Source organism: Sphingomonas sp. P3_C6, from assembly GCF_056402595.1.
Map to the genome: position 1 here is coordinate 95,730 of NZ_JBFUHB010000003.1, position 26,916 is coordinate 122,645.

The window sequence follows — 26,916 nt, forward strand, 5'->3', positions numbered from 1 at the left end:
AAGCGAGTTCACTTCTTCCCCTTCTTCCCCTTCTTCACCTCGCACCGCACCACGGGGCGCTCGATCTTCAGCCGGCTCGGCCCGCTCGCGCAATCGGGCGGGCTGTCCAGGTGGAGCAGCATCATGCCTTTCTCCGCGGGTAACGGCCCGGCACCGGGCGCGAGCAGCTGGCGCAGCACCGCGCGGCCCTCCGGCGTGTCGATATGGTTGCTGTGCCCAAGCGGCCTGCCGGGAATGTCGGTCCCGTCGATCACGGTCAGCTCGCCCGGGCCGCCGCGCGGATCGGGGTAGCAGCGCGGCTCGGCGATGAGCGGCCCCTTGCGGCGGCGCAGGCGGAAGGTGCAGCCGACATCTCCCACGCGCGGGTTGCCGTGCACCGCCCAGCTGCTGCGCAGCGGCAAATCCTTGCCCGAGGCGAACAGCGCCACGCGTCGCCCCGGCCGCACCAGGTCCGGCGCCATGTCGCGGTCGAACAGCTCGCGGTCGATATCGGGCGAGGCGAGGATGACGGTGCGTACCCGTGCCGCCAGCTCGGGCGATCGCCCTTGCAGGTGCTTCAGCCCGTCGATCGCGATCCGGTTGCCCATCGAATGCCCCACCAGCACGACCTCGGGCGCCATCGCGGTCAGGTCGGCCAGCACCTGCTCGAACCAGAGCTGCGTCCAGCGCGCATTCTCCTCGTCCCAGGTATATTTGGCCAGCGCATGCTGGGACGGCCAGAGAAACGCCACCACCGGCCCGTCGAACCGCGCCGCCATGGCGATCTGGTCGGCCTGGGACAGCGCCTCGGCCACCGTGTTGTTGTAACCATGGACGTACAGCAGGATGCGTTTCGGCGGCGCCTGCAGGTCGCGCGTCAGGCGCGCGCGCCACGCGTCCTTCTCCGCCAAGCTCAGCACCGGCAGCGTCGCCGTGCCGGCGGTCGCCATGCCGTACCGCACCGGGTCGGGCCGTTTCTGCCCATATTCGCCGAAGGAGCCGCGCGCGACGGAGAGCGACAGCGGCACGCCATCGACGCAGTCGGGCATGCCGGTCGTGATGAAATAGACCGGGTCCTTCGCCGCCACCGGATCGCCGGTCTGCGCGGTGCACGCGCCGGCGGACGGGCCATAGCTCGGCGGCACCGTGATGCAGCCGGAAAGGGGCAGGGCAAGCAGGGAAGCGAGCGCCAGCAGAGGTTTTCCCAAGATCGTCTTCTCCGGCCACCCGCACCCGGACAGGCGGTGCGCAGGCTCGTCGCCCGCGCACCGCCTATCACATCAGGCGCGCGTTACCAGATGCGCACGCGATCGGCCGGGGCGAGATACTGCTTGTCCTCAGGCTTCACATTGAACGCCTCATACCAGGCATCGACATTGCGCAGCGGGTTGATCGCGCGGATCTGCCCCGGCGAATGCGGATCGCTGACGAGTTGCTGGCGCAGCGCCTCGTTGCGGAACAAGGTGCGCCACACCTGGCCCCAGCCCAGGAAGAAGCGCTGGTCCCCGCTCAGCCCGTCGATCACCGGCGCGGGCTTGCCGCCGAGCGACTGGTGATAGGCGTCGAGCGAGATCAGCACGCCGCCCAGATCGCCGATATTCTCGCCCATCGAGGCGCGGCCGTTGATATGCACCCCCGGCAGCCCGTCAAAGCTGTACGCCTCGTACTGCGCGCCCAGCTTCACTGCCTGCGCCTCGAACTTGGCGGCGTCGGCGGCGGTCCACCAGTCGCGCAACACGCCCTTGCCGTCCGACTTGCGGCCCTGGTCGTCGAAACCATGGCTGATCTCATGGCCGATCACGCCGCCGATCCCGCCATAATTGACCGCGTCGTCGGCCTCGGGGTCGAAGAACGGCGCCTGCAGGATCGCCGCAGGGAAGACGATCTCGTTCTTCACCGAGTTGTAATAGGCGTTCACCGTCTGCGGGGTCATGCCCCATTCGCCCTTGTCGACCTGCCCGCCCAGGCGGTTGCGGTCATAATCCCATTCGAACTGCGCCGACCGCTCGGCATTGCCGACGAGGTCGCCCGGCGTGACGGCAAGGCCGCTATAATCGCGCCATTTGTCGGGATAGCCGACCTTGACGGTGAAGTTGGCAAGCTTGCCAAGCGCCTCCTGCTTGGTCTCCGGCCCCATCCAGGCCAGGTTGCGGATGCGCCCGCCCAGCGCGGTGCGCAGATTGCCGACCAGCACGTCCATCTTGGCCTTGGACGATGGCGGGAAATACAGCGCGACATAATCGCGGCCGATCGCCTCGCCCATCGCCCGCTCGACAAAGGCGACGCCGCGCTTCCAGCGCACCCGCTGCTCGGGCTGGCCGTTGAGGAACTTGGAGCGGAATTCGAAATTCGCATCGACGAACCGCTTCGACAGCATCGGCGCGACATCGTCGGTGACGCGGAACGCTTCCCACGCCTTCAGCGTGTCGAGATCGGTCGTGGCGAACACCTCGGCGATCTTCGGGAAGGCGGTGTTCTGCGCGACGATCGCACGCCCCGCCTTGCCGATCCCGGCCGCGGTCCAATAGGCCTGCCACGGGAAGCCGGGCGCCGCCTGCTGCAACTGAGCGAGGGTCATCAGATTATAGGTCTTGTCGCGGTCGCGGCTTTCGGCGCGGGTCCAGTGCGACTGCGCGATCTTGGTCTCCATCGCGACGACCTTGGCGGCGGCCGCCTCGGGCTCGGCCCAGCCGGCCATGCCGAGCATCTGCGCGACATATTGCTGATAGCGCGCAAGCTGCGGCGCGAACTTGGCGTCGAGATACAGGTCGCGGTCGCCAAGCCCCAGGCCCGACTGGCGCAGGTACAGCGCATACACGTCGGGCTGCTTCGCATCGTCGTTCACGCCGGCCCCGAAGAAGCTCGCGCCGAAGCCGCTCATCGACTTGCCCATCAGTACCGCGATATCGTCCTTGGTCTTCGCCGCCTTGACCAGCGCCAGCCGCTGGGTCAGCGGCGCCGCATCGGCCTTTTCGATCACCGCCTCGTCCATGAAGGTCTTGTACAACGTGGCGACCTTGGCGCGGTCGGCATGCGCCGCGTCGCCAACCTGATACCCCTCGACCAACGTGCGCAGCCGCGCCTCCGACAGGTCGCGCAGCACGGCAAAGGCGCCGTAGGAGGATCGGTCGGCCGGGATCTGCGTGTTCTTCACCCAGGTGCCGTTCACATAACGGAACCAGTCGTCGCCCGGCTTCACCGTCTTGTCCATGCCCTGCAGATCGAAACCCCAGCTGCCATAACGGGTCGGCACGGACGCGTCGGCACCACCGGCTTGCGCCGTGGCGATCAGCGACTGGAGGGTGCAGCCGTCATCGAGACAGGCCACATCGTCCTGCGCGGCCGCCGGGGCGACCATGGCAAGCGTGACGAGGGATGCGACCAAAGCGAGCTTCTTCTTCACGGGTAAGTCTCCGGCAAGACACGGGAAAACGCGATCGTCCGACCGCGCTGATGTGCCTTGTCTGCATGAAGCACCCGCCCGCTGCAATTGCCGGGCGTAAGATTTTTTCGTGCGTGGGTAAGTTTGCACCAGTGTGGATGCATCAGTATCGCAGGCGCCAAGCGTCTCTATCCCTGGAAAATCGGGAGCGTCGGATTGGATTGTCCCCGGCGATCCACGATCCCACGCCCCCTACCCGCGAGAAGGGGAAGGGGCGTGGCCGTGCGCGCGAAAGGGAAAATTAGGACCCGACTTGATATTCCCCGGACAGCGTGAACGCTCCACCGTTGATGCCGGGATAGGATCCGTCAAAATTCTGCATCACTACAGTCGTCGCGCCGCCATCGATGAAGCCGGTGAACGCCTTTCCAGTGACTGCGCGCTCCTTGCCGACGCACATATCTCCGCTCAGGCCCGCGAGCGCAGCAATGGGGAGCGTCGCTGCTAAGGCACTGCCGCCTGTTCCATTCGACGTGATCTGGAACTGAACCTTGAATTCTGCCCGCTTTCCAAGCTTGCGATACGAACCGACGACGCCCGTAACATTGCTGAGCGTGCCGGTGAGCGAACTAATGGCTGGCATATACTCAATCCAATCATCCTCGTTCAGCCCGGATTGATCGTACCTCCAGTGAACGCTTGCTCCGTCGTCGATAATCGGTGCCGGCGTGCCGTTTTCGCCATCGATGCAGAAAATGGTGTTGCTGATGGATGGGTAGATAAAGCCTGTGCCATAAGCATGCAGAGGCGTGTTGGCGGTAAAAACGTGGAAGCGTTCCGCCCTGGAGTTTCGTGCAAATGCGTTTGATCCATTCAGCGAAACACATTCAGTCGCCAGGCCATCGCCGACCTTGAAGCAGCGAACCAGCCGCCAGTCGTTATTGTCACTATTGTTGCAATATATCGCCTGGATGTTTCTGTGCTGGCAATCGACCTCGATCTCGTTGAACGACGTATTGGCGCCTGTATCGCCGCTGATCACGAGCACGCATCCGCCGGGCGCCTCAATCTGCCGTCCCTGGATTCGGATGAAGTTGCGCTGGGTGTCCCGCGCCTCACCAAGTGACGGCACGACAGATATATTCACTGCTCTGTCGGATGCATTTGCGATGGCGACGTTGATCGTCGATTTCTGGACGGAAAGGATCTCGAGGCCATAGCCGACTGTTCCCGAGTTGCAGTCGATACCGATGCCTTTGAACGTGACGTTCGCAACCCGCTGGTTCGATGCGCCGCTCACGGCGGAAATGGAGCAGACGCGTGTCGTCGGACTCGACGATCCTCCCCACACCAGGACAGTACCTGTGACGAGGGTCCCGGTATCGTGGATTTCAGCTCCAGCGCCCTCGATCCAGACGTTCGAAACATTGATGGTCGGCAGGGCGGCGGTAATTTTATAGCGCCTGGCGCGCATCCGATAAGGAACGCCGGGATTGGCCATGGCATCGTTCCAGAAGGCGGTCAGGGCCGATGTGTCATCCGTGATGCCATCGCCGACCGCGCCAAAATCCTCAGCCCACATTCTCAAACTCCTTATGCGAGATGATCTCGTATCCGGCGTATGAGCCTTGGGTAGTAACCTTTGAATCGCACCATTTTGCATTGATATGAGCGATATAGGCCGTGGAAAATTGGGGAGGCGCGCGACGCGGGCCGCCCGTCAAAGCTTGAAGCAATGCTCCCGGTGCCATCGCAGGAAATGCGGGTGCGGCCGGTCGCCCGGACGCAGCGGCGTCCGCGCAAAGCCGCTCTTGTTGATCAGCCCCCGCACGCCGTCCGGGTCGTTGATCTGGCGGGAAACCAGGATGCGCAGGTCATCCTCCAGGCCGATCAACCCGCGGTCGAACATCCAGTGCACGGTGCCGGACAGCGCAAGGCCATTGCCGATAGTGTCCGGCCCGTTCTTCTCGACAGGGCGGATATGCGCCGCCTCGACCTCGGCGCGGCCGCCGCCATTGATCAGCTTCAATCCGGTGATCGCACACCGCTCGTCATAGGCGCGCAGCACAAGACGGCGAAAGATCTGCTTCCGGACGAGGCGGTTGGAAAGATAGGCGACGCGCGTCCGTTCGTGCTCGAATTCGAACGGCACACGGTCGTCCTGCACCACCGAACCCTCCGCCGGCTCGGCATCGCGCGGCAGCAGCGAGTCGTCCCCGCCAAGGCCAAGCTCGATGATGCGGTTGAAATCGGCTGCCGACAATGGACGTACCGCCGATTGCGCCCGGCCGGAGATCGCGCCGGCCTCGTTCAACAGGCCGCGCTCCACCAGCCCGTCGGCATCGCTGAACGGCACCGGATTGGGAAAATCGAGATAGCTGCCCGGTTCGATCACCGCGATATACATCCCCGGCGCTCCCGGATCGGGAATGATCTGCCTCACCTTCGCGACGGCAAAATAACCGCGTGTCTTCGCGACCTTGCGCGGCTCGAGATAGACGATCCAGTCGCCGACCATCGGCTCGGCGCGGCTGAGATAGGGGCGGGGGAACTGATACTGTTCCGCAGGGCTGTCGTCGTAGATCGAATCCGCGCGATGCAGGAAGACGCCAAAGGCCATGCGGCAGGATAGCGGGGAAATCGCCCGGGATACAATGAGCTCGTATCGGTGGCCGGCAATGCATCGAGCCAAGCGCAGGCTTTAAATCGGGGACACTATTGGACTGCACCCCTTGAGTGAGACAATCTAATTGAGTGCCACGTCCTGGAAGAGGGTATGTGTCAGAGCGAGTGCCGAGGGCGACCGAGTTCAAGGTGCGAGCAGTCGAACGGCTGGAGGCGGGCGCCTCGGCCTCAGCGCTGGCGAGCAGAGCGGCGTGGGCAACCCGCTTGGTATCCGCTTCATGGTCTGAACATCGGTCAGAGCCTGATTCAATAATAGCCGGCCGCCCGGCAGAGTTTGAACAGGCGCCGGGTCGTTGGGTGATCCATGCCGAGGTTGGAGGCGACGGTGTAGCGACGCGCGCATTTCGCGCGGGCGCTCGCTTCCGAGGCGCTCATCGGCGGTACGCGACGCGTGCCGCGGTGTCGCAGGCTGTATTGCGCCGCCGCGCCGCCGGCCCAGCCCGTCATCGCGCCAGGGTCGAGCGCGGGGCCGACATCCTGCGCAGCGGCCGGGGCCGATCCGCAGACGACGGCGAGAACGAGCAGGGTTCGCGGAAAACGCATGGCCAGACTCCAGACAATCGGGGGATCGTTGCTGAAAGAAACGGGGCCCCGAGACTTTCGTCGTGAACCCCCCGCCAGGAAAACAATTTTGCGGTGAATCGCTCACTGCTTGCGGGCAGTCGACGACATGCGTTCGCCGATCCGCCCAATTCAGGCTCCGTGAGGAAACCGAGGACGAGCAGATGGCACGTCCGCGGCCGTATCTTTCCAGGAGCCACGGCAAGCTGCGGGTTGATGGCCGACGGGCGCCGAGCGGCATCGGTTTCGTCAACCGCAACGGGGTTCGGCCGCATGATGCACCGCAGGACTATGGTCCGCGCAAGACGTTGTAGAACCGTTGGAAGCGCTGGGGCGAGATGGGTGTGTTCGTCCGCATGATGAAGGGGTGGCTGCCGCCGATGCTGATCCCACGACCGTCATGATTGACGCGACCTGTTTGAAGGCACACCTCACGGCATCGAGCCCTGCGTCCCAGGTCGGAAAACACGCAACAAACCCGTCAAATATGACAAGCGCCGGTACAGGCGCCGAAGCCGTATCGAGACCATCTTCAGAGTCAAACTTGGCGTGAGCCGACACGAAAAACGAAAACGGCGCGGGGTTTCCCCCGCGCCGCCGCGTCGATCAGCCTGTCGGCCGGATCAATGCTTCTTCTTTTTCTTCTTCGCCGTGTCCGCACTCGCATCGTCGGTCGGTGCGGTGGCCGAGGCATCCGTCGGATAGTTCGGCGTCGTCGTCGCGGTCGTCGCGCTGTCCGGCGCGGGTGCCGGCGTGCTTGCCTCGGGCGGTGCCGTCGGCGCGGGCTGCGCCGTCGTGTCCGGCATCGACGTCGTCGGGGGTGTCGTCGGCGTCGTCTGGCCGGCCGGCACCTCCTGCGCGGTGGCGGGCAGGGCGATGGCGAGGGTGGCGCTGGCGATGGCCGTGCTCAAGATCTTGATATTCATTGCTGTTATCCTCTCGGCTATTGGGCCCCTGTGCCCTAGACATGGGCCGCGCCGGTCTTTGTTTCGACCCTGACTCGATGGACCGAGCCTGTTGCGGGGCGTGCGGAAAACGCCGTGTCGGCTCGTCGCGCACCCCCTGTCGGCTCGTCGCAACGCCCCGCCCGGCGGCGTCACCAGGCGTCGCGATACAGGTCGTCGTCATCATCCTCGCCGCGCCGCCGCCGGCGCTGCTGATGGGCGAGATCCTCCCACACGCCCTGTTTCATCGTGCGCAGATTGGCCAGGCACACCGCATCGCCCGAATCCGGCGAGCGGCCCAGGATCGTCTTCATCTCGTCCTTCGACCGCACGAGAATGCCGCGCGCCGTCGCGCTCCATTGATACGCCGCCAGGTCCGCCCGCAGCGCCGCATCGTTCGGCAGCGCGACCGGATCGGCCCCTTGCGGGTCGAGCGCCTCGCGCAGCCGCCACACCATCTCGGCGCGCATATTGGCGAATTTCAGCCGCCCGTCGGCGGTCCCGGTCGCGCTGCCGGCGGCGGCGTTGACCGCGACCGTCTGCACCTCGTTCTGGGTCAGGAAATTGGCGGTGGTCAGGCCCCACCCGATCACGTCGACATGCACCACCGCCCGGTCGCGCCGGTGGCGGATGACATGGCCGGCGGTCACCGGCCCGCCGCTCTCCTGCGGAATCTCGCGCCCCGGAATGCGGATCAGCGGCGCGAACCAGGCGCCATGCCGGCACGCGATGACGAAGCTGTCGCGCCCGCCCACCGCCACGTCGACGCCCATCGAGTCCATCTCCGGCACCGGATGGCCCGGGGGATCGTTCGGCCGCCACCGCGCCATCGCCGCGTCGATCCAGGCGCTCGGGATGACCTGCCAGTCGTCATCCTCCACGCCCGCCGCGAAATCGCCGTTGAGCATCTGCGACCGCAGCGGCTCGGGCAGCGCCTGCAGCGTGTCGATATAGCCGGTGCGCATATAGAAGAGATTGTCCGTCACCCGGCTCGGTACGAAGGTGCGGGATTTCGGCGTGATCACCTTGTCCGCGCCGAAATCCTCCGGGTCGAAATCGTACAGCGGCGCGCCCCGGAACAGCACGAACGGCTCGCGGTGCGGCACCTCCACATCGCGCCCGCGGATGGTGGTGAACCAGCGCAGCTCACCCGGTTTCGCCGGGTTCGGATGGCGATCGTCGAGCCAGGGCGCGAAATACTCGATCACCCACCGCCCCTCCGCACTGGTCGGCGGGTTGAACGTCATCACCACCCGCGCGCGCTGCGCCGGGTCGCTGGTCCGCGCCCAGCCCATGGTGAAGCGCACCTGCGCCTCGCGCATCTCGGTCGCCTCGTCATAGGCGATCAGGTCGTGCGCCCGGCCCTGCCATTTGTGGTGATCGCCCGGATTGTCGAGCCCGCCGAACTCGATCAGCCGGGTGCCCGCCCCATCGGGCAGGCGCCACGCGCCGCGGCCCCGATTGAAGCCGATCGTCGATCCCAATATCTCGGCGATCCGCTGGACGATCCCGTCGGTCTGCGCCTTTTCGCGCCGCAGGATCAGCGACCGGCGGTGGCGCGTCAGGGCCAGGCCGGCGACCAGATCCGATTTGCCGCCGCCCGCTGCCCCGCCATAGCCGGTGATGTCGGCCTCGCTCCCCAGCGCCTGAGCCTGCGCGCCGGGCTGCGCGCGCCAGGGCGCGGCGATCGTGTCGGACGCGGCAAGCCTCACTATCTCCGCGCGCTCGTCCGGCGTCGCGCGGCGCAGCAGCGCGTCGAGCCGGGCCGGGTCGGTGTCGATCATGCCGCGCCCTCCGTGCCCATATCGTCATGCTCGATGACCGGCCCGTCGCCCCAATCCTCGCCATCAGCCTCACCAGGGTCGCCACCGCGCGCGTCGCCGGAAAAATCGTCCCCGTCCTCCAGCCCGTCCCCGGCCGGGTCGCGCGCCGCGATGGTGGAAAGGATCGAGGAAAGCCGCGCCGCGATCGCCGTCGCATCCATCGGCGCCGTACCCGCACCCTGTATCCGGCTGGGTGACCCGGCATTCGCCGCCGCGCCGATCGTCGCCAATCCGCCCATGCCGCCGATCCGGCCGGCCATCCCGCCGAAGCGCAGCGGATACCACCGCGCCAGGACACGCATGCGCGTCTCGATGCGCAGGCGGGATCGCGCGACATTCTCCGGGTTGCGCACCGGCGGCGTGTCGGCCTTCGCGTCCTTGCGGTCCATCCAGTCGTTGCGGGCGTCGTCGGCGATCTCGATCATCTCATCGACCAGCGCGTCGAACCCCATCGCCCGCGCCCGCGCCATGCGCGCGGCGAACGCCTCGTCCTCCATCCATCCCCAGACGGTGGTGTACCCGATCTTCAGGTCGCGACAGAGCTCCTTCAGGGTGATGCCGCGGGATATCCCCTCGACGATGGCGTTCTCGATGGCGGGGCTGCGATGTTTCATCGCGCCGGATTAGGGCAGGGCGGGGCAGGGTTGAATCGAGCGGATGCCGGCTACCGGTGCGGCGGCTGGGCGGCATGGCAGGCGTCAGGCAGGTATTACGCCACGTAACCGTAATTGCGGCATCCTGTCTGTCCCGCCCGCCGCCGTGGTGCTGTGCGGCGGCACCAACGGCGTGTTTTTTGGGCAGACGCTATCGACGTTCCAAACCGCCTATCAGACCTATATCAGCGGCGTCCGCGCTGAGGCCCCGAGCGCAAAGATATTCTGTCGCGAAATCCTGCCAACAATCGCAACGGCCCGACGCTCACGGCATCGTATAACGCAAAGATCGAGGCGGCCTTTGCTGCGGTCGGCGATGGAAACGCAGCCTATTGGAACGTCGATACCTGGATCAACGCCGATGCGACCGACCTGATCGACAATTCGGTGCACCCGAGTGTGGCGGGTGAAGCCAAGATTGGTGCGCAGGAAATCACTAAGCTGACTGCCGCAGGGTTCTAGAGCGGAAGGGGCGTGTCAGCGTGTTTGCCCGGCCGCAGTCTCGGCGATCAAAGGATGCGCCCAACAATTTAGCTCCATGGGGCCATTGGCAATCCCCCATTGCCTCCCTACAGGCGGGGCATGGGGGCAGGCGTCAAGGGCGGCGAGCGGAGCCGCATCATCGCACTTGATGGGCTACGCGGCTGCGCCGTGCTGTCCGTTCTGGCCTATCACTTCGTGTATGTTCAGATCACGGCCCCGATCGGCAGCCTTTTTTATTATTTCCGGGCTCCGTTAAAACTAGCGTGGAGCGGCGTGGACCTTTTTTTTGTATTGTCCGGATTCCTAATTACCGACATTCTAATCAAGGAAAAGGGATCGCCGAGATATTTCCGGGCATTTTACGCGAGGCGTATCACGCGCATATTTCCGGTTTATTTTCTGGTCCTCGTCACGTTCTACGGCGCTCGCGCGACCCTCCCGAACGATCTTCCCATTCTGGCAGATCCCAAGCCTTGGTGGTCCTACGTACTGTTCATTCAGAACATAGCCATGTGGCTCGATGGAAATGGTGGGGCGCTCTGGCTCGGGCCGACATGGTCACTCGCGGTGGAGGAGCAGTTCTATCTTATTGTCCCGCTGATCGTTCTATGGCTGCCGCGCCGAACCGCGATCGCCGCCTTGATATTTCTCGCCGCTATGGCGCCAGTTTTGAGATACCTTAACCCTGGGCCGACCGCGTTCATGGTGACGGCCTTCCGCACGGACTCCCTCCTGTTCGGTTCGTTGCTCGCATACGCGATGCAGAGCGGACGCTTCGTCCGAGCTTGTCGTGAAAGGATTCGAGTGATCTACGGATTGCTCGGCGTGGCTTGTGCGATGACGATTTTAATGATGGCGCGGAGAGAGTGGTTCGAACCATTCGACTTCACCTTACTCTCGACAGCATTCCTCATGCTCATACTCGCCGTCCAAATCGATCAAGATGGACTGCTCGCTCGGGCACTTCGCGCCAAATTGTTGCTCTGGTTCGGCGCGATGTCTTACGCGATCTACATGTTTCACGAGGCCGTTTTAGGCCTCACAAAATACATTTTCTTGGGAATGCACTCCGCTGGCTTCGATGGCCCCGCCTCGATCGCGGTGACGGCCCTCGCATTCGCGTTGACCTGCGCTCTCGCCGCACTCTCGGCGCGATATTTCGAAGGGCCAATTCGTAGATTCGGCCAGCGCTGGCGGTATTGAACTAACGCGCCCTGCTCGGCCGATTAAGGCGCGATCATTCGTTGTGGCATCTGGCGCATTCTTCGTAGCCAGGAGGCGGTGGGACTTCCCCGCAGATGACGCACAGGCTGGCGGCTCGGCGTTCAGCGATCCTTGCGTTCGATTCGCGCAGCGCCCGGAATGGAAGTGTCAACAGTCCGAGGAATGGTTGGCTCCTAGCGAGCAAAATTCTCGGTGCGTGGAGAATGGTGAATGCGACCTTTTGCATGCGGCAGGTTTCTACGTCCGCTCCGGCTGCCGCTCAAGTGATCATTCCGGCCAGTGACATTCAGCGGCTCGCCCAAAATTGCCAAACCAAGGAGCGCAGTCGGGGCCAGGGAGGACCGTGCTGTCACGTCGCCAGCGGGCCGCGGTGCCCTGCAAAACGACGGAGCCACTTCCGTGCCGGCTGCTCGACTACCAAGAACGACACTCGGGCCACCACCATCACGGCTGCCAAAAAGGCAAGGAGAAACCACGGCTGCTGGACCGCGCTGCGCGCTTCGGGATATTGGCTAAAGTAAGTGAGCACCACGATTTGGATCGGGATGTGCCAGAGGTATACCCCATAGGTGGAGTCGCCGATCCAACGAGCACGATGTATGTGGTCGCCGACCGAAAGAGCTTCCAGCCCACAGATCAAGAAGAGCGCCGCGATCATCAGCAATGGCATTGTATATGCCGTCATCGACGGGACAGTTGGGCTCTTGACTACCACTGCGACAAAGGTTGCCATTAGGACCGCAGCCGCCGTGAGCAGCGGCGTCGGCCGGTGCCGCCAGTGATTGAACAGCAAGAAGACAACGGTTCCCGCAAAAAAATAGAACACGCATTCACGCTGCAAATGAAGGTGCCCGCCGACCTGGAATGCCGCCAGCCAGGCCGCCACAGTCAGTCCGGCAGGACCGATGATGCCGCGACGGAATAGATAGGGCAGTGTGACCCAGAAAAGCGCGTAGACAAGGACCTCTACCGACACTGACCATATGGGGCCATTGAAGGAATATCCTTTCTGGGCGCCCCAGTAGGAAGCCAGAAAGATCTGCTGAACGAAGTGATAGGCGTCGTTGAACTCATAGATCTGAAATTGGCCGGAGACCCTATAGCTCACCGCCTGAAGGACGGCCACGATGATCAGGGTAAGGAGATGCAGCGGGTATAGTCGCGCGAACCGGTTGACCACGAAGCTGCGCGTAGATGCCCTTTGCGTTACATAGACCGCTGCGAACACGAAGCCCGACAGTAGCCAGAAGAACTGCACGGCAGCATGCCCGAAGTCGAAGAGTGGCCACAGCCAGGAATAGAATGGCTCGGTCATCGACTGCGCCGGCGAGAGAGGCTGGACGCCGGGCCGCAGGTAGTAAAAATGCTGATAGTGCCAGAACAGCACGGCCAGCGCCGCTAACCCGCGCGCCAAGTCTACGACATAAAGATGGCCCGTCTCGGTCCTGACGGGCGCTTGAAATAGGCTCATGCGATTCTTTCCGGCCTGATTGCCGCTTGGGCATATAGCGCAGAACACCTTGGCCTTGTCATGAAATTCTAACTTGGGTTGGCGTCTGGGCCACCCAATCCTACGGAGTCGCACTCGGGGCAGGCCCACGCTTGCGCGGCGCCAAGGTCATGCCCGTGCGCGCCTCCATATCGGCGAGCCACGCCGTCGAGCCGGCCGGACGCCCGACGCGGCTCCTCACTTTTGTCTCCTCCCTCGCCGGCTACGGAAGCCGGGGGTATTTTAGGGACACTATACTAAATCTTTCCCTTTTGGCCCCCGCTTCCGTGGCTTGAGCGTTCGCCCGGTCGCCAGTTCCATCGCCTCGACAAAGGCCTCGTCGCCGAGCGGCCGGCCGGTCCGCATCCGCGCCTCGATCGCCGCTTCTTCAGCCGCATCGGCCTCTCCAGCTTCCAGGCCGTGACGCAACATCGCGCGCCAGTTGCGATGCAGGCCGCTCGTGCCGGCAAGGTTGGTCAGGCCGTCGGCCGAGCCCGCGACATGCGCCGCGGCGCTCGACCAGCGCCACGCCTCGGCCCGCGCGACAAGCTTCGCCGCCACCGGGTTCAACTCGACATAGCGGATCGCCGCCAGCAGATGCGCATAGTCCATCGGATAGCTGGCGAACCGTCCCTGCCAGAGATAGCCGGTCCAGCCATGCGCGATATTGATCCGCCGCGAATAGCGCCGGTGCGCTTCGGCGAGCGCCGCGCGCAACCCATCGGCATCCGCAGGCACCAGGATCAGATGCACATGGTTCGGCATCAGGCACCAGGCGAGACACCGAACCCCATGGGCCGCGCAGGATGTCGCGACGAGATCGGGATAGGCCGCATAATCCTCCTCGCCGAAGAACACCGGCTGCCGCCGATTGCCCCGCTGCGTGACATGATGCGCGATGCCGGGAACCACGATGCGGGCGAGGCGAGCCATCGGGCGATGGCTAGCGCCGGCGGCAGGATGATGCAATTATATATTGTGTCCCTGAAATCCTCCAGGCAAAATCAGATTCTTATCACGGCGTGATCCAGCATTCGTTAAAAAAGTGATGCGGTCCGCGTAAGTCCCGCCAATCGAGGCGTCTTGCCGCAGTATTATTCGGCCTTACCACTTTCTCGATCGCATCGACTATGGATCAGCGCCTCACGATCGTTCATCTGAACGTCTTATATTCCACCCTCGCTGGGAATGTAGCTCTGGACAAGATGTTCATGTCATGTTTTTGATCCGATGCAATGGACCGGCATCTTACCCACGCCATGTCGAGAACTATATCATACACTCCATCGTCGACCTTAAGCGCCGAGTCATCCAGGGGCAGAGTGGTTCTGGAGTGCGCACTTACGATATAGAATGGGCCATATCCGTTCATGGATGAGCCGTAATCCCTCTGCTCTCCAGGAATTTGCTGAACTCCCGATTTAAAGAACTTTAGTGACCCAGAATGAGCGCTCAAGGATGGAACGGGAACGCACAATGCTTCATCCTGAGGGTTTGTGATCTCGAGTTGAAGGCCGGTGATCGGGTCCTTGAATTTGATTTCTCCCTTTATAGGAGGCTGCTGTGTATCATGGGGACTGGAGCAGGAGCACAGCCACAAAGTCAGCGCGGCGCAAGCAGCGAGGACGGGCGCCTCGATTTTCGGTAAAACGACCATGCTAGAAGCCCATTGCGTAGTTGAAGTTCTCATGGTTCTTCATGAGGTATTTGAAGTCACCCCGCCATTTTTGAACGTTATCAAGCGCCCATGCTCGCCCGCCATATCCATAACCCATATCGGGACGCATGGTAGCTTCTATTACGGTGACACGTGCAACAACCCCTAAACTATCGCCAGCCCCACGGCTTACCCTTCGGGGCAGGCCCACGCTTGCGCGGCGCCAGGGTCATGCCCGTGCGCGCCTCCATATCGGCGAGCCACGCCGTGGAGCCGACCGGACGCCCGACGCTTTCCGCGCGGCGGAGCGCAGCATAACTCAGCGCCTCGTCGAATTCCTCCCCCAGGAAGCGGGCAAAGTCACCCACACGATCGAGCGCCGGCACCACATCGACGAAGCGGTCGCTCTCGCCCGCGATATGCGCCGCCGTACTTGACCAGCGCCAGTCCTCGGGTCGCTCGACAAGCCGCGCCCGCACCGGATTGAGCGCGACATAGTGTAGCGCGCAAACCAGATGCGCCTCGTCCATCGCGACCGAGCTGAAGCGCCCCTGCCACAAATGCCCCGTCACCCGCATCCGCGCATTGATGTAGCCGGTATAGTGACGATGAACGTACCTGAAGGTGCGACGCAGCCCGTCCTCATCGCTCGGCGTCGCGATGATGTGGACGTGGTTCGGCATCAGGCAATAGCCCCAGATCGCCACCCTGGCCTGCCCGGCCGCCTCGGCCAGGAGATCGAGGTACAGCGCATAGTCGCCGTCCTCGAAAAACACCCGTTCGCGCCGGTTGCCCCGCTGCGTCACATGGTGCGGGATGCCCGGAAGAACGATGCGGGGGAGGCGGGCCATGCCGCTACGCTAGCAAGCCGCCCCGCATAGTAGAGGGGTTTTTGCACGTGTCACCGTAATCGTCCGCGGCACATCTCCCGCAGGGTCCGTCCGTCGGCGACCCTGGTGAGGAGTCGCTCCTGGATGCTGGCATTGCGTCTCGTCATCGCCCCCGGTTAGGGGAGGGCGGGGCCGGGTTGAATCGATGCGGTAGGGGAGATGCGGCTCTCGCCGGTCGGATTTCCGGTACTGCCGGACGACGGGTCAGGCCATCACGAAGATGTGCACCCAAAGGCGGGCACGATTTCCTCTGACGATCATCACGGCCTCGACTGATCTGCCGCCAATATAGGAATCGCCAGCATAGGCATCCCGAGGGGCGGATTTTATCCACCAGTCCAGATCATTGCAGCAATTCGCCACACGCGGTGTCTCATCCTGGCTAAGTTTTTTCTGCAGCAGATCTTCGGCAAACTCCCTTGTGGCCTTCACCGGCCCGTCAAATCTTATGTCCTGTATCGTATCCATGTATTGATCTTCATGGAACCACACATTGGATGCCGAAAATGGCAATCGCTCGCCACCTGCAACGATCTGGATCTTCGCGGCTTCCAGTGGCGTGAGTGGTCTATCTCCGCATGACGATAGCAGACATGCCAATGACAAGAGAGTTATCTTTGTCGAATTTGTCAGCATCGTCGACATACTGATCCCCTTTTCTGACGTCGCAGGATGGAATTGCGGGTTTACCTGTTGCCCGTGTTTCGGATTACGGTGACACGTGCAACAACCCCTAAACTATCGCCAGCCCCACGGCTTACCCTTCGGGGCAGGCCCACGCTTGCGCGGCGCCAGGGTCATGCCCGTACGCGCCTCCATATCGGCGAGCCACGCCGTCGAGCCGGCCGGACGCCCGACGTGGCTCCTCACTTTTGTCTCCTCCCTCGCCGGCTACGGAAGCCGGCGTCTCGTGATCGTCGTGCCCACAGCGTAGCCGGCACCGTAGATATCGATGACGTATCGATGATCGGGGAGCAGTGCTTCTTCAGACTCGCCATGATAGTGAGCCGGGATCTCAGGATAGATGATCTTGTTCTTACATTTATCGTCTTCCAGATCCAGATCGCTGCTCACTGTCCAGATATGTGACGAATCGATTTCGTCCTTTCCCTCTACCAGTTTGATAATGCTGACGCGTTCGATGCACGGCGGCTTTTCCGTTCCGTCGTCCGATGCGATCTCGATCCGGCCATCGGGCAGTTGCGCGACAATGATGTTCATCGGGAGTTGGCGCGACGAAAGGCATAAAAGGGCTGCTGCGGAAAACGACGAAAACTCGATCTGTCTAGGGCCCAGACTCAATTGGCTGTTGGGCGGCTGACCGTCAGCGAGATTGAGGCGTAGCGTAGGATGTACGGTTTTTCTGCAGGTTTTCCCGATGGCTCGTGATCACCAAAGAAAGCGACATAGCAGTCGTGGGCGTTGATCTCGTCGTCGAGCCAGCAATGGACAACGACCCCATATTCCGGGCCACCTTGCTCAAGTCCATCATAGCGGACGGGCGTTCCAGGTGGCAGATATGGGCCTGACGCGGCCTGGTCTTCGGTCATACTCTGATCTCGCTTTCCAAAGCCGTCATAACCAAAACGCGAGTGCGGTGGCGAGAGCCACACCTGACAGGAAGTTGGCAGCGAGTTTGTCGTACCGGGTGGCGACACGGCGGAAGTCCTTCAAGCGACAGAGAGTATTTCGGGGACACATGCAACAACCCCGAACCCACTTCTCCAATCGAGCGCCATGTCGATTGTCTCGCAGGCAATGTTCTTGCGGGGGCATGGGTTACGTCATTTCCGCGACCTGTACCCAAAGCCGGGCACGGTTTCCGTTGATGACCATCGCCGCCGTGAAGGACCTGCCGTCAATAACGGAATCCGCTGTATAGGTTTCAGGCGGCGCGGATTTGATCCACCAGTCAAGCTGTTCGCAACATTTCAACGCGTCAGCATCCTCGCCCTGGTGCAGTTTTTTATGGAGCAGGTTTTCGGCAAATTGACGCGTATCATCGACAGGTCCGTCAAATCGGATGTGTTGCGTCGATCCCTGGAAGCCGTCTTCGCGGACCCAGATGCCGGTAGCCGACGCTGGCAATCTCTCATCCCCGCCCAGTATCCGGATCGTCGCTGCCTGCTCAGGCTCAATTGGCCTGTCGCCACAGGATGTAACCAGCAATCCGCTCATCAGGATGAGATTTGCTATATTTGCGAACGTCGTCGACATATGCTCCCCCAGTCTCGCACGATGCAGATCGAACAGCGCCTTTGATGGACCGCTATCGCTCGACACGTGCGAGGAATCCATCATACGCAATGATCACTTTTTGTTCCTGTTCGTCAAGATTGGAAAGAACTGCCGTTACGAGAGGCGCCTCGGCGACGCGCAGCACGGGCGCTTTTGCTGCGTTTACTTTCGGGCTCTCTGTCTGGGTGGCTGTGGGACAGGCTGTGATGGCCGGCGCGTGCGTGGCTCCTGGTATTTGGACGGATCAAAGCTGAAGCGATAGGCTGGTAATTCCAGTGCGCCATGCATTTCATATTCGCGAGCCATGCCAACCTCCTGCAGCCTGCCCATCTGTGCGTCCGTAACCGTAACGACACGCCCCACACGCGCACCCTTCCCGCTGTCCCAATTGTACCGGTCGAACATATACAGGATCGGTCTGATAGAGACATTCACGGTTCCGTCGAGGCCGGGAGAATATTGAACAATCGCGGCGTGCGCTATGGCGAAGCCTCCGACAGTATAATACCAGTCTGAGTTCCAGTCCGATTGAACGGCAGTCCAGCCTCCGGTTACCGAGAAATATCCTTCCTCGCCGCGGTAGTTCCTCTTTATGTAGCGTTTAGCTCCGGAGACGATGACGTCGTCGAAATTTTCTTTTTGCTTTACTTTCAGCTGCGGAATGGTGTTGATCATATCGCGCAGGTCGATCTCCAATGGAGTTCCCGAGCTTTCAAGATAATGTACGAGATTGCGTGCGGCTCTTTTGTAGCCGAGCGTTTCTGCATGCTGTGCCATCGACCAAGCCCGACCAAGCTGATACCGGTCATGGAGAGTGGGTGTCGTTGACGCATATGGTCCGGCAGCTTGCCCATCTCCTTTCTTGAGGGGTGGAGGCGCAGGAGGTCCGGGCATTTCTATCTCATCCCCCTGCCGGACTGGATTCCATCCAAGTTGTGGCCTGGTGCCATAGAGCGGGGCGGACATGAGCGATCTATCCGCCACCGGTAACAAGTCCACTTGCGCGCTGCTTCCTTCCGCAAGCGGTTGCGCGATTGGTCCCTTACGCGAGATGCCATTCGCGTCGGGCGCTATCCTAAAATCAACCGCCGGCCTGATCGGCGGCGCGTCGGCTTCGTTGGGGTCATATCGCGCAATCATCTCATCGAAAAGTGGTGGGGCCTGGCTGTCAGTCCGCCTGCTTTGCGAGATTTCCATGTCGCCCGGTCGTGCTGCATTATCTGCTTCGGCGAGGGCGAGATCGTGAACGCCATTTGTCGTGTCAGAACTGAAGTCCGTACCCGCAAGAGAGTCATGGGGAGGAGCTGCACTGGTCGAGCCACCCAGCACCTGATACCCACCCGCCTTCCACCAGCGGATCGCCTCGTCGGCGGTATAGGTGAACGGCACCAGCCCTTCGGCGATCAGCGCATGGCCGAAATATTTATCGACCTCCTCATAGGTCGCCGCGCGCGTGCCGCCGGTCACCTCGTCCAGGTCGTCCATCGTGCGCGACATCAGGGCCATCGCCATATAGCCGCCCTTCGGGTGCGGCATGCTGAGATGATCGGGCACCTTCCACTGCGACCTTGGCCCATCCCAGGGCTGGGGTGGTGGCGCGGGCGGGCGCACCACCCGCGGCGAGGCGAGGTGTATATTCTCCTCGATGAACCGTCGCATCCACTCCTCGTCCGACTCGTCCTCCGGCTCGGCCGGCGCCTCGGGTGGGCGGTTCGGGTCGGGCTGCATCGATGCGGCGGGGCGGTCGGCCATCTCGGCGGCGGTATCGTCCTGCGGGTCGGTCGGGATCATCGGGCACCTCCTGGATCGGAAGCCCTTCTGCGCACAGCCGCGCCCCATTTGAATCGAGCGGGCCTTGAATCGATCGGCCTACCCCGCCAGCCGCCCGATCGTCGCGAGCAATTCGGTCCGCACCGCGAAGCCGCCGGACGAGGACATGCCGGGTGTCGCCTGGAATTGCGCGAAGGTCACCCGGCGCTTGCCCCTGGGGCCGGCCTTGTCGGCCCAGCCGACGAACCAGCCGAGCGGCCGCGTCCGGTCGGGCGCGCCGGACGCAGCTTGCATCCAGCCGCTCCCCGTCTTGCCATGGACCTGCCAGCCGCCGCTGCCCTCGAACACCGGCAGGATCGCCTCGGTCCGCGTACAGGCCTGTGCCGACAGCAGCTTGCCCGCCAGCATCCGCCGCAGGAACGCGACCTGCTCGTCCGTCGAGATGGTCAGCGACGACATCAGCCAGGCATTGCTCAGCCCGTTGTCCTTGCCCGGATCGCCGCTCACGTCGCGATTGCCGTAACCCAGCCGGTCGACATAGGCCCTGAACCGCGCCGCCCCCAGCCGCCTCGTGATCTCGCGCGAATACCAGATGACCGAATCCTTCTCCCAGCGGGTCGGGTCGGTGCGCGCCTTGTCGATCTCGCGCACCGCTTCATGGAGGTGCGGGTCATAGTCCCAGGCCGGGTTATGCGAGTCCTTCAGGATGCCGGCGTCATAGCCCATCAAGGCCAAGGGAATCTTGAAGGTCGAGCAGGGCGACAACCGCGCCGCGCACTGGCCCGACCGGTGCAGCACCGCGCCCGTCGCCTGGTCGACCAGCAGGGCCGCACGCAGCGGCGGGGTGACGGTCGCCGCCGCTGACACGCGCGGCAATCCGGCCAGTCCTGCGCCTGCGCCGAGCAGGAGGTTGGTGGTGAAGGTCCGCCGATCGATCGTCATGTGCCGCTCTTCCTCGATGATGATACTGCCCGATGCCCGGCACGCTACGGCCTTGGCCCGGCGGGTCGCAAAGGATCAAAGCTGGCGCCAGACCCTAGATTATCTTATGGCTAGGCGATGGTCCGCCCCTATCTGCCGCTCAATGCCCTGCGCGCGTTCGAGGCGTCGGCGCGGCATTTGTCCTTCACCCGTGCCGCGATCGAACTGTGCGTCACCCAGGCGGCGGTCAGCCACCAGGTGAAGGGGCTCGAGGGGCGTCTCGGGGTGCAGCTCTTCCGCCGCCTGCCGCGCGGGCTCGCGCTCACCGACGAGGGGCTGGCGCTGCTCCCCGCGCTCGCCGACAGCTTCGATCGCATGGCCGAGCTGGTCGAGGGCATATCGGGTGGCATGGCGGTCCAGGTGCTGTCGGTCGCCGCGGTCGGCACCTTCGCGACCGGCTGGCTGCTGCCGCGCCTGCCGGCGTTCCGCGCCGCCCATCCGCTGATCGACCTGCGCCTGTTCACCAACAACAACCGCGTCGACATCGCCGGCGAGGGCCTGGATTTCGCGATCCGCTTCGGCGACGGCGCCTGGCACGGCACGGAAAGCGTCGCGCTGATGGAGATCCCCCTCACGCCGCTCTGCACCCCCGCCATCGCCCGCACCCTGTTGGAACCGCGCGACCTGCTCGCCGCGACCCTGCTCCGCTCCTACCGCGCCGACGAATGGCCCCGCTGGTTCGCCGCCGCCGGCGTCACCGCCCCGCCGCTCCACGGCCCGGTCTTCGACAGCTCGGTGACGATGGCCGAGGCGGCGATGCAAGGCGCCGGCGTCGCGCTCGCCCCGTCCGCGATGCTCGCCCGCCAGATCGAGGACGGCGCCCTGGTCCGCCCCTTCGCTCAGCAAGTCGCGACCGGCCGCTACTGGCTCACCTGGCTGAAGTCGCGCACGCCAAATCCGGCGATGCTGGCCTTCCGCGACTGGCTGCTGGCCGAGGTCTGACCCTCACCGCCGCACATGTTCCACGATCAGCGCCGCGATCCGGTCGAGCTGCGACGGCGGCAGGTCGTGCCCCATCTCCTCGATCACCTCCAGCCGGGCGCCGGGCACGCGGCGTGCGATGTCCTCGCCATTGGCGAGCGGCACCAGCGGATCGGCCGCGCCATGGATGACGAGCGTGCGCGCGCGGATCGTCGCCAGCCGTGCGGCGCGGCTGCCATCGGCGATCACCGCCAGCAGATGCCGCCGTCCACCCTGCGGGTTATAGGCGCGGTCGAACGCGCGGCCCGCCATGGTGGCAAAGGCGTCGGGCGCGCGGGCCGCGTCGGGGAAGGATATCAGCGCCAGCATCGCGGCGCCCGTCGCGATCGCCTCCTCGCGGCTCGGGTTCGGATTGCGCCGGGCGATCATGCGGCGGCGAAGCTCCGGCGTCGGGCCGGGCAGGCCGGGTGCGCCGCTCGACGACATGATCGCGGTCAGGCTCAGCACGCGCTCCGGCCAGGATGCGGCGAGGATCTGCGCGATCATTCCGCCCATCGACGCGCCGACGACATGCGCTGCCGGAATCCCCAGCGCATCGAGCAGTGCCACCGCATCGGCCGCCATGTCCTTCAACGCATAACCATGGCGAAAGGGCAGGCCGATCCGCCGCGCCGCGAAGGCGAGCAGCGGGTTGGTGACGGGTGCATCGTGTAGATGCGTCGACAGGCCGATGTCGCGATTGTCGTACCGGATCACCCGGTACCCGGCCTGCCCCAGCGCGGCGACGAACGCGTCGGGCCAGGCGATCATCTGCGTGCCGAGGCCCATGATCAACAGGATCGGCGGCCCGGCCGGGTCGCCCGTTTCCTCATAATGAAGCTGGACGCCATTGGCGGCGATCACTGGCATAGGGGCCCTTTCGGCAGCGGCGGCGCAGAGGCTAGCAGAGATTGCCGGAAGGTCGAGGATCCGCTGGGTCGAGCCTGCCCAGCGCCGCTCGCCCGCCGCTCATCAGCTCGCGTCAGGCCAGTGAAGCCGCAGATATCGTTCCGATCCCGTCGCTAGGCCAAGGTCGCCATTGGGGAACGCTGCAATCTTGAACGGCATGCCCAGGCCTTCCGCATTGTCGTCCTGGATGTCGCTCATGTCGATCGTCATTGTCTCGGCGCCCTTCAGCCGGGTGAGCTGGGTCATCCACGGATCGGCATGGAACAGCGTGCCGTCGGCGGTGGCCGCGATCATGCCATAGAATTTCTGGCTGATCTCGATCTTGCGGAGAAATACCCCCTCGGGGCTGAACACGTAGATGCCTTCGCGCGTGTCGAAATCTTCCTTCTTGTGGAGCAGAAGGTAGATCGTGCCCGTCCCGTCGATCGCCATGTCGGCGATTTCGGGCGCCTCCCGGATCGCGGGGTCGGGGCGCAGCACCTTGCCCATCAACGGGCCGACCACGCGGGTTACCGCCCCGTCCGGGCCGATATGGACGATACGGTCATCCCCCACGGTCTGCTGCTGAACGCGCATGAACGCCGAATCGCGCGAATAATAGATCGCGAAGCCGCCATCCGGCGTCGTCGCGGTCTTTTCGGTGCCGCCGCGGATGCTCTGGTCCACCCCGTCGATCTTGGCGAGCACGCGGCCCGTCATCGGGTCGCGGCGCTCGAACCCGCTCGATGCATCCAGAATGAGATCGCCGCCGGGAAGCGCCGCGATCAGCGTTGCGCGATCCGCTTCGGTCACCCAGCGTGCAAGAAAATGGCCGTCGCCATCGAACAGCTGGACGATGGGGGAAGAGGAGGTGGTGATCGCGGAGCGCCCCCGGCCGTCGATCGTCACGTCCGAGATCGAATCGCGGAACTGCCCAGTGCCCGCACCCTTGCCGCCGATGTTCCACACGGGCGCGATGCGGCGCCGTGCCGGCGCGCTGCGGGATGTCGGCGACAGCAGCTGCGGCAGCGCTATCCCCGCCACGGCAGCTGCGACGACGACCCCGCCGGCGATCACGCCGCGCCGGGACAGGGAGGGCGCGTTGCTGCCCATGACGACGCCCGCGGGAAGCCGCACATCGACCACGACATGGGAATGGTCGACTTCATTGATGAGATAGGTCGTCTTGCAATGGGCGCAGCGCCCGTAAAGCCCTTCGTCCTCGACGTTCCAAGTATCGAGATCGCCCCCGCAACGGTCGCATTTCAGTGCCTGCATAGTGTGATCAGCCCCCTCACTGCCTTGAGGACGCGGATAGAAGCCGTAGCGACGCGTCGAGACAGGTTCGCACGATAACTCTTCGCGCTGGAATTTTCTCCCGCCGTGTGGGGACGGCTCAGGTCAGGACCCGTAGCCGCTCGCTCTCGCGGACGATCAGCGCGTGCGCCCGTTCATGCCGCAGATGCGCCAGCGCGGGGCACTGTCAATCCGCTTGCACACCGTTGCCGCTCCGCATTTCATCCGAGACACGCGTCAGGATAGCCCGCCCGGAGCATGCGTCGCAGAACCAATCGCCACCACAGTCGTTGGCCGCCTGTCGGCATCACGCCGCGATGGAAACGATAATGGGGCATGGCCCGAACAAGGGAGACCCGGTTCGCTGGTCCTGGGGCAAGGGCACCGGGGGCGGCCGTATCGCCAAACGGTTCGAACGGCATGTGCAGCGCACGATCAAGGGCGCGCGGATCGTCCGGAACGGGTCGCCAGAGGATCCCGCCTTCCTCATCCGCCAGGACGATGGCGACACGGTGTTGAAGCTCGGCAGCGAACTCGTTGCCGATTAACCGTTCGGGAGAATTTTGCGCGCCTCTCCGCATCGCCCGCTCGCCCGTAGCTGGCGCCACGCGTCAAATTGGGGACTGAATGACCGAGTTGGATAAAATCATCGACAATGTCACAACGCTGCGTGCGTCGCTGACGGTCGACGTCGAAACGCTCGCTTTGGCTGAGAAGCGCCTGTTGCGGGCTCATGTGGAGCATTGCATCCTCGATCTGCAGCGCCTTCTGTCGCACCTGATCGCCGCGCCCGACGCGGTGCTGGACAGTGGCAGCGGGCAGGGGACCGTCACGAGTATAAATTAACCATATTGGTTCGCGCGGTAGCGATCAGCCAGCCGGGCCAAGTCGCTCCTGGCACTTGTCGTCGAATGCGCTCGCCAGCGCCGCCAGGCTCACCGCGATCAGCAGCGCCTTCGCCTCACGCAAGGCGTCGTCGAGCGCTGCGTTCACGACCTGCTCGACGTGCCGTCGCCAGCCCTTATCGCGCTGGGGCGCCGGCGCTGAGCCCGACGAAGTCGAGGCGGCCGACTTCGCGGATGCGGCCATTCCGCACCGCGCCCTCGACCAGCTCATATCCCATCAGCGCGAACACGCGCCCACCGGTGAAGATCGGCCGCATATTGCCGTACCAGTCGACGCAGGAGGCCGTGCAGCCGTCGTCGACATCGCTTTTGCCGCGGCTGGCCAGTTCGCCCGCACGCGACAATGTGCGGTCAGCGCGGTCGAGATAGACGACCGCGGCAGCCGCGCCATCATCGTCATCGCGCTGCACCGGCAGGCCGATCATGCCGCTGGCCCCGTCCGGCGTGCGCGGGTCGGGCGAGAAGAAGAACGCCTGGCTGCGCGATTCCGCCTGGCTCGCCCTGGGCAGGACGAACCGATCGCCCAGGCGCGGCGGCGCGCCCGCCGGCAGCTCGATCGTCGCAAAGCCCAGCCCGTCGCCCCTGGTCCCGCCGATCACGACGCCGTCGCGCCCTGTCAGGTCGATCCGGTCGATCGATTGGTGCACCGGCAGGTCGGTGATCGGCCCGCCCGCCACCGGCACCACATGCACCACACCCTGCCTGTCTTTACCGGCGTCTTTGTCATAGTCGGATATGCCGTAGAGCAGCGCATCGCCGATGAAGCGGTTGTGGAACCCCCAATATTCCTCGCCGATCCCGGGCAGCGGGCGATAGTTCGCCAGTGGCAGCTCGGCCGATCCGTCGCCGATCGACCCGATCGGGATGCGCGCCAGCGCCGCGGCGCCCATCGAGACGGTGGGCCGCCACATCGCGTCCCCTCCGCCATCGTTCCGCACCACGACGTTCAGCCGCCCGGCGCGTTCCTGGAAGGAGAATTGATCGACCGGGCTGCCCCGCACGCCGATCGCGGCCGGCGCGGCGCTGCCCAGCGGCAGGCGGTACAGCAGCCCGCGCGCGCCGCGCCATTCCGACTGATCGGACCAGGCGTCCGAGACCCACAGATACATCGCCGTGGGGGAAACGTAGAAGCTGCGCGACGAAGCCCCCAGCACGCCGACCGAATTGCAGGTCATCTCCGGGGTCGCCAGCGAGCACCGCGTCAGCGTGTGAAGGGCGTCGATCTCCGCACCGCGCCCGGTCAGCGCCGATGGCGGGATATAGATCTGGTTGGCCCGGGCGATCCGCTTGAACGGCGTATCCGCCTTGCCGCGCCAGCGCCGCATGCCGGGCAGCATTTCCAGCGGATCGCTCTTCCATCGCAGATCGAGCGGCGTGTAGAAGATCAGCGTGTCGCCGATCAGCCGCGACGCATAATTGGACGATGAATAATAATCGTTCGATTTGAGCTGATAGGCATCCTCGAACCGCAAATGTCCTGCATCGTCGAGGCGAAAGCGGTTGATCTCCGTGCCGCCGCGGTCGGAACTATAGCCTATCACGACGACGCGATCGCCATGGACGAGCATTTCGTCATACCAGTCGCCTTTGCCCGTGACGCCGGGCGGAAAGGCGTTGATCCGGTCGACCGGGGTCATCCTGCCGCCGGCGATCGACACGGTGAACAGCCGCCCGCGGCGCAGCACGATCAGGATGTCGCCGCGTTGCTTGACGATGCCGCCCTCGTCCACCCCGGCTTCCTGGGTGTTGGTGATGCTGGTCGCCCTGGCGCCGGTGACGACGATATCCTCGGCCGCCGGATCCGCAGCCTGCGCTGCCTTCGCTGCTTCGCGCTGCCGCTTCAGATAGGTGCGCAACGCCGCGTCGGAAGAAAAGGGTTTCAGCGTCCGTGCGCCTGCCTTGCGTGGCGCTGCCTCAGCACTGCCGAATGCCAGCATGGCCAGCCCGGCAAGACCCGCGCTCAGGACACACCGCTTGAAAAAGCCCATTGTTTCCTCTCCCTGCTTGTCCGCGATTCTGGCAGGCTTTGCCGTCCGCGCAAAGCTGACGCGGCCCGGGCACGGCACGCATGGTCCCGAAATCCTCCGACGAACGTTACGGCGGGGAGA

General features: G+C 64.0%; 25 protein-coding genes and 2 pseudogenes. 5 read left to right on the top strand and 22 right to left on the bottom strand.

Annotated elements, in window-relative coordinates:
• Positions 1-8: 8 nt before the first annotated feature.
• The 5 genes from AC1DT7_RS05380 to AC1DT7_RS05400 form a co-directional block, all read right to left on the bottom strand.
• Positions 9-1,187, bottom strand: coding sequence for an alpha/beta hydrolase (locus AC1DT7_RS05380; RefSeq protein ID WP_478034761.1), 1,179 nt, complete (start codon positions 1,185-1,187; stop codon positions 9-11).
• A gap of 83 nt (positions 1,188-1,270) precedes the next feature.
• On the bottom strand, positions 1,271-3,337 hold the full coding sequence (locus tag AC1DT7_RS05385) for a M13 family metallopeptidase (RefSeq protein WP_478034981.1): 2,067 nt from the start codon (positions 3,335-3,337) through the stop codon (positions 1,271-1,273).
• A gap of 325 nt (positions 3,338-3,662) precedes the next feature.
• Positions 3,663-4,943 carry a hypothetical protein gene (locus tag AC1DT7_RS05390; RefSeq protein WP_478034762.1) on the bottom strand — a complete coding sequence of 427 codons (1,281 nt, stop codon included), beginning with the start codon at positions 4,941-4,943 and terminating at the stop codon, positions 3,663-3,665.
• Between the two features lie 138 nt (positions 4,944-5,081).
• Positions 5,082-5,981: an HNH endonuclease gene (locus tag AC1DT7_RS05395; protein WP_478034763.1), complete on the bottom strand. Its 900-nt coding sequence runs from the start codon at positions 5,979-5,981 to the stop codon at positions 5,082-5,084.
• A gap of 311 nt (positions 5,982-6,292) precedes the next feature.
• Entirely contained in the window at positions 6,293-6,589 is a 297-nt protein-coding gene (locus AC1DT7_RS05400; RefSeq protein ID WP_478034765.1) for a hypothetical protein, read from the bottom strand.
• Positions 6,590-6,771: 182 nt separating this feature from the next.
• Here AC1DT7_RS05400 and AC1DT7_RS05405 point away from each other — a divergent pair.
• Positions 6,772-7,312: pseudogene (locus AC1DT7_RS05405) on the top strand (hypothetical protein).
• On the opposite strand, the gene AC1DT7_RS05410 reads toward AC1DT7_RS05405, so the two are convergent.
• The 3 genes from AC1DT7_RS05410 to AC1DT7_RS05420 all read right to left on the bottom strand — a co-directional run bounded on the left by AC1DT7_RS05410 (position 7,231) and on the right by AC1DT7_RS05420 (position 9,988).
• The gene (locus tag AC1DT7_RS05410; RefSeq protein ID WP_478034767.1) at positions 7,231-7,533 is read right to left on the bottom strand and encodes a hypothetical protein; all 303 of its coding nucleotides are present in this window, start codon (positions 7,531-7,533) and stop codon (positions 7,231-7,233) included. The pseudogene AC1DT7_RS05405 and the gene AC1DT7_RS05410 sit on opposite strands and share 82 nt — an antisense overlap.
• A gap of 170 nt (positions 7,534-7,703) precedes the next feature.
• On the bottom strand, positions 7,704-9,335 hold the full coding sequence (locus AC1DT7_RS05415; protein ID WP_478034768.1) for a terminase large subunit domain-containing protein: 1,632 nt from the start codon (positions 9,333-9,335) through the stop codon (positions 7,704-7,706).
• A complete protein-coding gene (locus AC1DT7_RS05420) occupies positions 9,332-9,988 on the bottom strand; it encodes a terminase small subunit-like protein (protein ID WP_478034770.1) in 657 nt (218 codons plus the stop codon). The genes AC1DT7_RS05415 and AC1DT7_RS05420 overlap by 4 nt, the downstream gene beginning before the upstream one ends.
• Before the next feature lie 621 nt (positions 9,989-10,609).
• On the opposite strand from AC1DT7_RS05420, the gene AC1DT7_RS05425 reads away from it, so the two are divergent.
• Positions 10,610-11,713, top strand: a complete 1,104-nt coding sequence (locus tag AC1DT7_RS05425) for an acyltransferase family protein (RefSeq protein WP_478034772.1) — start codon at positions 10,610-10,612, stop codon at positions 11,711-11,713.
• 370 nt (positions 11,714-12,083) lie between these two features.
• Here AC1DT7_RS05425 and AC1DT7_RS05430 read toward each other — a convergent pair whose 3' ends face one another.
• From AC1DT7_RS05430 to blaOXA, 10 genes and pseudogenes are all read right to left on the bottom strand, one after another.
• A complete protein-coding gene (locus AC1DT7_RS05430) occupies positions 12,084-13,205 on the bottom strand; it encodes an acyltransferase family protein (RefSeq protein WP_478034773.1) in 1,122 nt (373 codons plus the stop codon).
• A gap of 270 nt (positions 13,206-13,475) precedes the next feature.
• On the bottom strand, positions 13,476-14,156 hold the full coding sequence (locus AC1DT7_RS05435; protein WP_478034775.1) for a transposase: 681 nt from the start codon (positions 14,154-14,156) through the stop codon (positions 13,476-13,478).
• Positions 14,157-15,050: 894 nt separating this feature from the next.
• Entirely contained in the window at positions 15,051-15,731 is a 681-nt protein-coding gene (locus AC1DT7_RS05440) for a transposase (RefSeq protein WP_478034776.1), read from the bottom strand.
• Positions 15,732-15,974: 243 nt separating this feature from the next.
• Positions 15,975-16,415, bottom strand: coding sequence for a hypothetical protein (locus AC1DT7_RS05445; RefSeq protein WP_478034777.1), 441 nt, complete (start codon positions 16,413-16,415; stop codon positions 15,975-15,977).
• Between the two features lie 246 nt (positions 16,416-16,661).
• Positions 16,662-16,991, bottom strand: coding sequence for a hypothetical protein (locus AC1DT7_RS05450; protein ID WP_478034778.1), 330 nt, complete (start codon positions 16,989-16,991; stop codon positions 16,662-16,664).
• A 77-nt stretch (positions 16,992-17,068) separates the two neighbouring features.
• Positions 17,069-17,320 (bottom strand): hypothetical protein, encoded by a 252-nt coding sequence (locus AC1DT7_RS05455; RefSeq protein ID WP_478034780.1) that lies wholly within the window; start codon positions 17,318-17,320, stop codon positions 17,069-17,071.
• A gap of 25 nt (positions 17,321-17,345) precedes the next feature.
• Positions 17,346-17,450: pseudogene (locus AC1DT7_RS05460) on the bottom strand (IS5/IS1182 family transposase); the annotation flags it as partial.
• Between the two features lie 99 nt (positions 17,451-17,549).
• On the bottom strand, positions 17,550-18,071 hold the full coding sequence (locus AC1DT7_RS05465) for a hypothetical protein (RefSeq protein WP_478034781.1): 522 nt from the start codon (positions 18,069-18,071) through the stop codon (positions 17,550-17,552).
• A 99-nt stretch (positions 18,072-18,170) separates the two neighbouring features.
• Positions 18,171-19,799: a hypothetical protein gene (locus AC1DT7_RS05470; RefSeq protein ID WP_478034782.1), complete on the bottom strand. Its 1,629-nt coding sequence runs from the start codon at positions 19,797-19,799 to the stop codon at positions 18,171-18,173.
• Between the two features lie 78 nt (positions 19,800-19,877).
• Positions 19,878-20,720 (bottom strand): class D beta-lactamase, encoded by an 843-nt coding sequence (gene blaOXA / locus AC1DT7_RS05475; RefSeq protein WP_478034784.1) that lies wholly within the window; start codon positions 20,718-20,720, stop codon positions 19,878-19,880.
• 117 nt (positions 20,721-20,837) lie between these two features.
• Between blaOXA and AC1DT7_RS05480 the strand changes: the two genes are divergently transcribed.
• Positions 20,838-21,701 (top strand): LysR substrate-binding domain-containing protein, encoded by an 864-nt coding sequence (locus tag AC1DT7_RS05480; RefSeq protein WP_478034785.1) that lies wholly within the window; start codon positions 20,838-20,840, stop codon positions 21,699-21,701.
• A 3-nt stretch (positions 21,702-21,704) separates the two neighbouring features.
• Here the strand turns inward: AC1DT7_RS05480 and AC1DT7_RS05485 are convergent, their stop codons facing one another.
• Positions 21,705-22,589: an alpha/beta fold hydrolase gene (locus AC1DT7_RS05485; protein WP_478034786.1), complete on the bottom strand. Its 885-nt coding sequence runs from the start codon at positions 22,587-22,589 to the stop codon at positions 21,705-21,707.
• A 102-nt stretch (positions 22,590-22,691) separates the two neighbouring features.
• The gene (locus AC1DT7_RS05490) at positions 22,692-23,885 is read right to left on the bottom strand and encodes an NHL repeat-containing protein (protein WP_478034788.1); all 1,194 of its coding nucleotides are present in this window, start codon (positions 23,883-23,885) and stop codon (positions 22,692-22,694) included.
• Positions 23,886-24,232: 347 nt separating this feature from the next.
• Between AC1DT7_RS05490 and AC1DT7_RS05495 the strand changes: the two genes are divergently transcribed.
• Both AC1DT7_RS05495 and AC1DT7_RS05500 read left to right on the top strand, forming a co-directional pair.
• Positions 24,233-24,451, top strand: coding sequence for a hypervirulence associated TUDOR domain-containing protein (locus AC1DT7_RS05495; RefSeq protein ID WP_478034789.1), 219 nt, complete (start codon positions 24,233-24,235; stop codon positions 24,449-24,451).
• A gap of 79 nt (positions 24,452-24,530) precedes the next feature.
• On the top strand, positions 24,531-24,749 hold the full coding sequence (locus AC1DT7_RS05500) for a hypothetical protein (RefSeq protein ID WP_478034790.1): 219 nt from the start codon (positions 24,531-24,533) through the stop codon (positions 24,747-24,749).
• Between the two features lie 24 nt (positions 24,750-24,773).
• Here the strand turns inward: AC1DT7_RS05500 and AC1DT7_RS05505 are convergent, their stop codons facing one another.
• Both AC1DT7_RS05505 and AC1DT7_RS05510 read right to left on the bottom strand, forming a co-directional pair.
• A complete protein-coding gene (locus AC1DT7_RS05505; RefSeq protein WP_478034792.1) occupies positions 24,774-24,896 on the bottom strand; it encodes a hypothetical protein in 123 nt (40 codons plus the stop codon).
• A 28-nt stretch (positions 24,897-24,924) separates the two neighbouring features.
• A complete protein-coding gene (locus tag AC1DT7_RS05510; protein ID WP_478034794.1) occupies positions 24,925-26,796 on the bottom strand; it encodes a beta-propeller domain-containing protein in 1,872 nt (623 codons plus the stop codon).
• Between the last annotated feature and the right edge of the window lie 120 nt (positions 26,797-26,916).

Bases quoted from the DNA above. Each gene is read 5' to 3' on its own strand.
- AC1DT7_RS05385 (WP_478034981.1), bottom strand. From the start codon at position 3,337: ATGGTCGCCCCGGCGGCCGCGCAGGACGATGTGGCCTGTCTCGATGAC.
- AC1DT7_RS05390 (WP_478034762.1), bottom strand. From the start codon at position 4,943: ATGTGGGCTGAGGATTTTGGCGCGGTCGGCGATGGCATCACGGATGAC.
- AC1DT7_RS05395 (WP_478034763.1), bottom strand. From the start codon at position 5,981: ATGGCCTTTGGCGTCTTCCTGCATCGCGCGGATTCGATCTACGACGAC.
- AC1DT7_RS05400 (WP_478034765.1), bottom strand. From the start codon at position 6,589: ATGCGTTTTCCGCGAACCCTGCTCGTTCTCGCCGTCGTCTGCGGATCG.
- AC1DT7_RS05410 (WP_478034767.1), bottom strand. From the start codon at position 7,533: ATGAATATCAAGATCTTGAGCACGGCCATCGCCAGCGCCACCCTCGCC.
- AC1DT7_RS05415 (WP_478034768.1), bottom strand. From the start codon at position 9,335: ATGATCGACACCGACCCGGCCCGGCTCGACGCGCTGCTGCGCCGCGCG.
- AC1DT7_RS05420 (WP_478034770.1), bottom strand. From the start codon at position 9,988: ATGAAACATCGCAGCCCCGCCATCGAGAACGCCATCGTCGAGGGGATA.
- AC1DT7_RS05425 (WP_478034772.1), top strand. From the start codon at position 10,610: ATGGGGGCAGGCGTCAAGGGCGGCGAGCGGAGCCGCATCATCGCACTT.
- AC1DT7_RS05430 (WP_478034773.1), bottom strand. From the start codon at position 13,205: ATGAGCCTATTTCAAGCGCCCGTCAGGACCGAGACGGGCCATCTTTAT.
- AC1DT7_RS05435 (WP_478034775.1), bottom strand. From the start codon at position 14,156: ATGGCTCGCCTCGCCCGCATCGTGGTTCCCGGCATCGCGCATCATGTC.
- AC1DT7_RS05440 (WP_478034776.1), bottom strand. From the start codon at position 15,731: ATGGCCCGCCTCCCCCGCATCGTTCTTCCGGGCATCCCGCACCATGTG.
- AC1DT7_RS05445 (WP_478034777.1), bottom strand. From the start codon at position 16,415: ATGTCGACGATGCTGACAAATTCGACAAAGATAACTCTCTTGTCATTG.
- AC1DT7_RS05450 (WP_478034778.1), bottom strand. From the start codon at position 16,991: ATGAACATCATTGTCGCGCAACTGCCCGATGGCCGGATCGAGATCGCA.
- AC1DT7_RS05455 (WP_478034780.1), bottom strand. From the start codon at position 17,320: ATGACCGAAGACCAGGCCGCGTCAGGCCCATATCTGCCACCTGGAACG.
- AC1DT7_RS05465 (WP_478034781.1), bottom strand. From the start codon at position 18,071: ATGATGGATTCCTCGCACGTGTCGAGCGATAGCGGTCCATCAAAGGCG.
- AC1DT7_RS05470 (WP_478034782.1), bottom strand. From the start codon at position 19,799: ATGATCCCGACCGACCCGCAGGACGATACCGCCGCCGAGATGGCCGAC.
- blaOXA (WP_478034784.1), bottom strand. From the start codon at position 20,720: ATGACGATCGATCGGCGGACCTTCACCACCAACCTCCTGCTCGGCGCA.
- AC1DT7_RS05480 (WP_478034785.1), top strand. From the start codon at position 20,838: ATGGTCCGCCCCTATCTGCCGCTCAATGCCCTGCGCGCGTTCGAGGCG.
- AC1DT7_RS05485 (WP_478034786.1), bottom strand. From the start codon at position 22,589: ATGCCAGTGATCGCCGCCAATGGCGTCCAGCTTCATTATGAGGAAACG.
- AC1DT7_RS05490 (WP_478034788.1), bottom strand. From the start codon at position 23,885: ATGCAGGCACTGAAATGCGACCGTTGCGGGGGCGATCTCGATACTTGG.
- AC1DT7_RS05495 (WP_478034789.1), top strand. From the start codon at position 24,233: ATGGGGCATGGCCCGAACAAGGGAGACCCGGTTCGCTGGTCCTGGGGC.
- AC1DT7_RS05500 (WP_478034790.1), top strand. From the start codon at position 24,531: ATGACCGAGTTGGATAAAATCATCGACAATGTCACAACGCTGCGTGCG.
- AC1DT7_RS05510 (WP_478034794.1), bottom strand. From the start codon at position 26,796: ATGGGCTTTTTCAAGCGGTGTGTCCTGAGCGCGGGTCTTGCCGGGCTG.